Annotated in this window: 1 protein-coding gene; it reads left to right on the top strand. The window is 63.9% G+C overall.

The window, feature by feature from the left end:
• Positions 1–299 (top strand): AMP-binding protein (locus tag F6S12_RS33320; RefSeq protein ID WP_315870063.1); only part of this gene is annotated, 299 nt, incomplete at both ends.

The raw sequence follows: 299 nt of genomic DNA, 5'->3' as shown, positions 1-299 counted from the left end.
GCCGATCAGGCGGCCAAGGCGCCGGATGCACCAGCGGTGTTCTTCGCCGAGCAGCGCCTGAGCTATCGCGAGCTGGATACTCAAGCCAACCAGCTGGCGCACAAGTTGATCGAACTGGGCGTTGGCCCGGAAGTGCGGGTGGCGATTGCTATGCCGCGTTGCGCGGAAATCATGGTGGCCTTCCTGGCCGTGCTCAAGGCTGGTGGGGTTTATGTGCCGCTGGATATCGAGTACCCCCAGGACCGCCTGCGCTACATGATGCAAGACAGCGGCGCGTGGCTGCTGCTGACCCAGAGCCA

Origin of the sequence: Pseudomonas sp. JV245A (assembly GCF_032424515.1) — a bacterium.
In the GTDB taxonomy this organism is placed as follows: Bacteria; Pseudomonadota; Gammaproteobacteria; order Pseudomonadales; family Pseudomonadaceae; genus Aquipseudomonas; species Aquipseudomonas protegens.
The sequence above is the reverse complement of the archived record's forward strand: the minus strand, read 5'-3'. Positions and strand labels throughout refer to the sequence as shown.